Annotated in this window: 1 protein-coding gene; it reads right to left on the reverse strand. The window is 56.6% G+C overall.

Features of this window, described 5'->3' with window-relative positions; translation table 11 throughout:
- On the reverse strand, positions 1 to 279 hold a 279-nt coding region (locus AC5ZG1_RS44540), incomplete at its 3' end, for an SDR family NAD(P)-dependent oxidoreductase (protein WP_496136590.1).
- Positions 280 to 410 lie beyond the last annotated feature (131 nt).

Genomic DNA, 410 nt, shown 5'->3' on the forward strand with positions numbered 1-410 from the left:
ATGCTGAATGCCGGCATTGTTGACGAGGACATCGACGCTGCCGAAGGTTTTTGCGGCCGTTTCGATCAGCTCGGCGATCTCGGGGGGCTTGGTCATGTCGGCCGGATGATAGATCGCCCGGCCTTTCGATACCGATTCAAGTCGCTCGACGATCGCCTTGATTTCATCGGCGTTTCCGAAACCGTTGATGACAATATTGTCGCCGGCTTCGGCAAAGGCGGTGGCGATCGCAAGGCCGATGCCGCTGGTGGAACCGGTGACGACGACTGATCTGCTCATGCTGTTTCTCCCTGAATGCCGATGCTGCGTCGCAGCGTTAGCCGCGAGGTTATTCCCAAAGCCGGCTGGCTGGCAATTCCGCTTTATTGGCTTTTCTCGCCCGCATCCGTGTCCTATTGATTTATCATGAT

This window comes from Bradyrhizobium sp. Leo78 (assembly GCF_059512425.1).